This window comes from Xenorhabdus santafensis, from assembly GCF_033949405.1.
GTDB lineage: Bacteria > Pseudomonadota > Gammaproteobacteria > Enterobacterales > Enterobacteriaceae > Xenorhabdus > Xenorhabdus santafensis.
The window spans coordinates 47,259-53,566 of sequence record NZ_VCDN01000030.1; the positions used below are offsets into that span (position 1 = coordinate 47,259).

6 protein-coding genes are annotated in these 6,308 nt (G+C 42.9%); 4 read left to right on the forward strand and 2 right to left on the reverse strand.

What is annotated here, in order from left to right:
• Positions 1-84: 84 nt before the first annotated feature.
• Both ghrA and FE392_RS08700 read left to right on the forward strand, forming a co-directional pair.
• A complete protein-coding gene (ghrA, locus tag FE392_RS08695; RefSeq protein WP_319929836.1) occupies positions 85-1,026 on the forward strand; it encodes a glyoxylate/hydroxypyruvate reductase GhrA in 942 nt (313 codons plus the stop codon).
• A 76-nt stretch (positions 1,027-1,102) separates the two neighbouring features.
• Complete coding sequence (locus FE392_RS08700; protein ID WP_319929837.1) at positions 1,103-1,648, forward strand: TorD/DmsD family molecular chaperone; 546 nt, start codon at positions 1,103-1,105, stop codon at positions 1,646-1,648.
• A 173-nt stretch (positions 1,649-1,821) separates the two neighbouring features.
• On the opposite strand, the gene FE392_RS08705 is transcribed toward FE392_RS08700, so the two are convergent.
• Entirely contained in the window at positions 1,822-2,385 is a 564-nt protein-coding gene (locus tag FE392_RS08705) for a lipoprotein (protein ID WP_319929838.1), read from the reverse strand.
• A 72-nt stretch (positions 2,386-2,457) separates the two neighbouring features.
• Entirely contained in the window at positions 2,458-3,663 is a 1,206-nt protein-coding gene (gene mdtH, locus FE392_RS08710) for a multidrug efflux MFS transporter MdtH (RefSeq protein WP_319929839.1), read from the reverse strand.
• Positions 3,664-3,839: 176 nt separating this feature from the next.
• Between mdtH and rimJ the strand changes: the two genes are divergently transcribed.
• Both rimJ and murJ read left to right on the forward strand, forming a co-directional pair.
• On the forward strand, positions 3,840-4,427 hold the full coding sequence (rimJ, locus tag FE392_RS08715; RefSeq protein ID WP_319929840.1) for a ribosomal protein S5-alanine N-acetyltransferase: 588 nt from the start codon (positions 3,840-3,842) through the stop codon (positions 4,425-4,427).
• A 162-nt stretch (positions 4,428-4,589) separates the two neighbouring features.
• Complete coding sequence (murJ, locus tag FE392_RS08720; protein WP_319929841.1) at positions 4,590-6,128, forward strand: murein biosynthesis integral membrane protein MurJ; 1,539 nt, start codon at positions 4,590-4,592, stop codon at positions 6,126-6,128.
• Positions 6,129-6,308 lie beyond the last annotated feature (180 nt).

Sequence of the window (6,308 nt, forward strand, 5' to 3'; positions counted from 1 at the left end):
TTATTCCCTACATCTCATCAGACACTTGCAACCTTGCCGCAATAGATTAAACCTATCAGAAAAACAAAAAAGGAATGAGATTTTATGAATATTATTTTTTTCCACCCAACCTTTAACGCCGATGAATGGATTCAGGGGATACAATCCAGATTGCCTGATGCTAAAGTGCGGCAATGGATCCGTGGTGATACTCGTCCCGCTGATTACGCCCTTGCTTGGTTACCTCCCTATGAAATGCTGGCTAATCGTCAGGAAATAAAAGGCATATTTGCACTTGGCGCAGGGGTGGACTCTATTCTCAAACAAGAATTAAAAAAACCGGGCACATTACCGGAGGGTGTTCCGCTGATACGGCTTGAAGACACCGGGATGGCAAAGCAGATGCAGGAATATACGGTTGCGTCAGTTTTACATTATTTCCGTCGAATGGATGTGTATAGGCAATATCAGGCACAACGCCTTTGGAAGCCATTGCCTCCTCATAATCGGGAAGATTTTGTTATTGGTGTTTTAGGGGCCGGAGTCTTGGGGAGCAGCATTATTGAGCAATTGAAGTTATTGGGTTTTCATATGCGTTGCTGGAGCCGGACACCAAAGCAATTTGATGGTGTTGAAAGTTTTTATGGCAACGAGCAGTTAAGTGATTTTCTTTCTGAAAGCAAAGTATTGATTAACGTCTTGCCGGATACATCAGAAACTCGCGGCATACTTAATCTTTCATTATTCAGCCAGTTAAAATCAGGTTCTTATGTGATCAACATAGCCCGCGGGAGCCAACTCGTCGAACAGGATCTGCTGGTTGCCATTGATAAAGGCTACATTGCCGGCGCAACCCTTGATGTATTTGTTGAAGAACCATTATCAGAACTTCACCCTTTCTGGACACATCCGCGAATTACTATCACTCCGCATATTGCTGCCATTACTATTCCTGAGCAGGCGATGGATGCCATTTGTGAAAATATCCGACGGATGGAAAGGGGGGAATTACCCTCCGGAATTGTTGATATAAACCGCGGCTATTAACAAGCTACTTTACAGCAAGGCAGGCGATTAGGGACAATGGCAGCATTCAGGTATGTAATTGGGATTAAATTGAATCATGAACGAGTTTTCTATTGTCTGCCGTATTTTAGGAACACTGTTTAACCGTGCCCCGCAAGATCCGGTTCTGCAACCTCTACTGGCTATGATTGCTGAAGGAAAATTACAACAAGCATGGCCTTTGGAACAGGATGAATTGCTGGCCAGATTGCAACAAAACTGCGAGCTATCGGTAATTGAAGCTGATTATCAATCTTTGTTCGGCGGAGAGAATGCAAGCGTTGCAGTTTGTCGATCTGACTATACCGATAAGGCCGAAAGTGATGTACGCCAATTTTTAGTAGAGCGTGGCATGCCGCTATCTGATGCGCCAGCTGATCAATTTGGCTCATTATTGTTGGCTATGTCATGGCTGGAAGATCAGGCGGCGGAAGATGAAATTCAAGCCCAGACCACATTGTTTGATGAGTATTTATTGCCTTGGTGTGGGCAGTTTCTTGGCAAGGTTGAAGCTCATGCAACCAGCGGCTTTTATCGGACGTTGGCAATGATTACCCGCGAGGCATTGCAGGCATTGCGTGATGAATTGGAATCTGAGCAATAACATATTGTTATCATAAGATTTTGACTGCAATTCTATCTCATAAACCTCAAGTTATCGCTAACAAGGCCGTGATTTGGGAGGTAGAAAGGGCAGGTGAGATTATTATAACCGTTGTGAAATCAGGCAAGTTATTGATCAATAACTTGCCTTTATTATTTTATGGACGATAAAAATTATTTATCAGTCAAGTCGATAATGAGTGTTCCCGGCTTAATCTCTAGCCCTTTGGCTAACTTTGAAGCAGCTGCTTCAGCTTTACTTTTTTCTGGATTTAAAACATAAACCGGATGAGTATCAAAAAACTCGCTCAAAGAGGTATTCAGGTAAGGAATTAACGCTTTGAACGGCGCAGCGACTTTTTCGGGTGTTGTCTGATAGTCAACAATTTCCAGACCCTTAATGAATATCGCCCCTTTCTCTGCGTCAAATACCGGTTTAGCCCTGATAGTCAGTTTCATGTCAGCCTGTATTGCTCCGAGCAGGGTATCCAACTGAACTTTTGCCAGGCCAGAAAGTTCGATTTTCTCTGGATCTTTACGGCCTACCTGAGCAGTCAGTTCACCGAGAGAAACATTGGCAGTAGCGGCTCCAGAGAGGCCAATATTCTTCTGGTAATGGACTTTTTTTAACAAGTACTCATTAAGTAAGCCTTCATTGATACTAACTTCTTTGAATTGGTCACAACCACTGACTAACCCTACCAGCACCAATGCTGCCCCTAATAAAAATCGTCTCATGTTATCTCCTTTTTGATTTTAACGGGCAGATTTTACATTATTCAGTATTTGATGATTAATTTATTTACAGAATTAAAGTTTACTCATCATGGCCGTTTTGATTTTTCTCTGGTTAAATTGACGATGGAGAGCATAAATTGTTATCAAGCCCACCGTTCCCAGCAAAATCCATGGCAACTGAGGTAAGTTCATATTTTTGCCTGTATCGTAGAGCCACCCACCGCCGGTATAGCCCAATACTCCACCGAAGGCCAGACCCAAGCGGCTGAAGCCCATATAACTGCCGCGCGCCCGAGGATCGGTAAGTGAAGCACTTAACATTTCGCGCGCAGGCTCGGCCGTCACTATGCCTAAATAGAACAAGCTAATGAGCCCGAATAGGATATGCAATTGATTGACCCAGCCAATCGGGAACATGCAAATACTCATTAAACACAGGCCAGCCATTAAGCGCTGTTCTTGGCGGAAACGTTTTTCACTCCAGCGGGCAATCGGATAGAGAAGAGTCAGTGAAATAAAAGCCTCAATGGCATACATCCACTTAACTGCGGTAGCAGTGCCTGAAATTTCATGAATAATGATTGGAAACATTAACATGACTTGCACTGACAGAACAAAAAAGCCGGTCAAGGTGAGTACGTAAAAAAAGAATCGACTATCTTTAACGACGCGCGTCATGCCTTCCTTGATAGGTGTCCGGATTGTTGAAATGCGATATGCGGGCAAAAAACAGGCATTCAATAATGCAACCAGAACAAAAATAGCAGCGCCAACCCAACAAACAAGATTAAAATTGTATTGCAGCAACCAACTACCGATTAAGGCACCAATTACAGCGCCGGCACTGTCTTGCATTAATAAAATTGAATAAAAGCGCCCGCGTTCATGAGGACGTGTTAACTTAATTATCAAGGCTGCCCTCGGGGGATCGAATAATGTTCCACCCAGCCCGGACAAAATACAGGAAAGGAGCAATATCCAAGGTTCAGAAGCCAGAGCCATTAAACCGAAACCCACAGCACGCAATAACATACCTGTGACAATTAATGGCTTGGCGCCAAATTTGTCGGCAATGGCACCACCAAAAATGCCTAGTCCTTGTTGTGTCAATTGGCGCAGACCCAGAGCAAAACCAACGATAGCGGCAGCCCAGCCAAGTTGTTCGACAAAGCGAATTGAAATTAAGGGAAAAACAACAAAAAATCCCAAAACAACAATTAAATTATCAAGTAAAAGAAAATATTTGCCCAAGCGACGTGCTTGTGAAACCAATGACATTTTGCACCATTAATGTATGAGAAAATAAGTGGAATCTTTAATTATTTTGGACTTTATATTTCCTTTAAGATAGGGGGAATGTAGATGATATTTTTTTATCGTTAAAGAGCGACAGGCGTTTTCATGATAGTTGAATTATTGAGCATTTTTTCAAGATAAATATATTGGGAGAATATATGTTTGGTTATCGTTCTACATCACCCAAGCTTCGCTTTATTACGGATAGAATAGTCGTTCGTCTGGTGTACGAACGCGATGCTTATAGATTGGCTGATTATTATGCAGAAAATAAAGATTTCTTGAAGCCGTGGGAGCCAACAAGAGATGGCAGTTTTTACCAACCTTCCGGTTGGACAAACAGGCTGACTTATATGACGGAACTACAACGGCAAGAATCGGCATTTCATTTTTTGCTATTAGATCCCGATGAAAATGAAATTTTGGGCGTAGCCAATTTCACTAATGTTGTACGAGGCGCCTTTCATTCTTGTTACCTTGGTTATTCTTTGGGTGAAAAATGGCAGGGGAAAGGGTTGATGTATGAAGCACTACAACCAGCAATCCGCTATATGCAACGCCATCAGAAAATGCATCGTATTATGGCTAATTATATGCCGCATAATCATCGCAGTGGCAGCTTGCTCGAAAAATTGGGTTTTGAAAAGGAAGGGTATGCCAAAAATTACTTAATGATAGATGGCGTTTGGCAAGATCATGTGTTGACATCGCTGACTGATGATATGTGGGGTAAGGCAGGTTTATGAGACATCGTGAATTAACTCATGTGGACATAATTTTTGTCTGTTAGACTTTGGGCACGGCCGCTATCTTGCTGGAATGTTTTATTTGCCATTTGTATGACATTTTGATGATAGCTTTATCTCTTTTATGCTCATTTCATAAAAATCAACTTTTAGATTAACACCATGAATTTACTGAAATCACTGGCAGCAGTCAGCTCAATGACGATGTTTTCCCGCGTTCTGGGTTTTATTCGTGATGCCATTATTGCCCGTATCTTTGGTGCTGGAGTAGCGACAGATGCTTTTTTTGTTGCCTTCAAATTACCTAACCTGCTGCGCCGCATTTTTGCTGAGGGCGCATTTTCTCAGGCATTCGTGCCTATTCTTGCTGAATATAAAAACCAACAGGGGGATGAAGCCACCCGTACCTTTATCGCGTACGTGTCAGGAATGCTGACGTTGATTCTGGCTATCGTGACGGTGATAGGTATACTTGCAGCGCCTTGGATTATTTACGCCACTGCGCCGGGGTTTACAGATACACCGGATAAATTTGCCTTAACTCGTGATCTGCTCAGAATTACGTTTCCCTATATCTTTCTGATATCACTGGCATCATTGGCAGGAGCCATCCTCAATACATGGAACCGCTTTTCTGTGCCGGCATTTGCCCCAACGCTGCTTAACATCAGTATGATCTTTTTTGCATTGTTTGTAGCACCTTACTGCAATCCTCCGGTAATGGCATTAGGGTGGGCAGTGGTTGCCGGTGGTATTTTGCAATTGGTTTATCAACTTCCTCATCTCAAAAAAGTAGGCATGCTGGTATTACCCCGCGTTTCTTTCAAAGACAGTGGTGTTTGGCGCGTTATTCGTCAAATGGGGCCTGCAATTCTTGGGGTATCTGTGAGCCAGATTTCATTGATTATCAACACCATCTTTGCTTCATTTTTGGTCTCCGGCTCGGTTTCATGGATGTATTATGCGGATCGCTTAATGGAATTGCCTTCTGGTGTGTTGGGCGTCGCATTGGGAACGATACTGCTCCCTTCTTTAGCGAAAAGTTTTTCCAGCGGCAATCATGAAGAGTACCGAAAGTTAATGGATTGGGGCTTACGTCTTTGTTTCTTGCTGGCTTTACCCTGTGCTGTGGCATTAGGCATTCTGGCGAAACCACTGACGGTATCACTTTTCCAATATGGTAATTTCTCCGCTTTTGATGCAGAAATGACGCAAAGAGCGTTAATCGCTTACTGCTTTGGGTTGATGGGATTAATTGTTGTTAAAGTGCTTGCCCCTGGTTTTTATTCTCGCCAAGACATTAAAACGCCGGTAAAAATTGCGATTGCTACTTTGATTTTGACTCAGCTCATGAACCTTGTTTTTATCGGCCCGTTAAAGCATGCGGGATTGGCGCTTTCCATTGGTCTGGCTGCTTGTTTTAACGCGAGTATGTTGTATTGGCAACTGCGCAAGCAAGAGATCTTCAAGCCCTTGGCTGGCTGGAGTGTATTTCTGTTGAAACTCGTAGTGGCGATTGCTGTTATGGTCGGGGTATTACTGGCAATGTTGTGGTTTATGCCGGCTTGGGAACAGGGAAATATGGCGATGCGATTGCTACGGCTGATGGGTGTTGTGATTGCGGGTGCGGGCAGTTATTTTGTAATGTTGGCCTTGATGGGATTCAGGTTGAAAGATTTTGCTCATCGAGGATTACAATAACTGTAATTCCTGACAATTCTGTTGTTATTAAATGCTGCTCAATAATCAATATTAGGCAGCATTTTTTTTACCCAGAATAGGGACAACCTGCAACGCTTTTCTTAGATTTATATTTGATGGCAGCGAAACGGCCTGTCAAATTTGCGATGCAAAATAATTTATACGCAATGAATTTCAAGT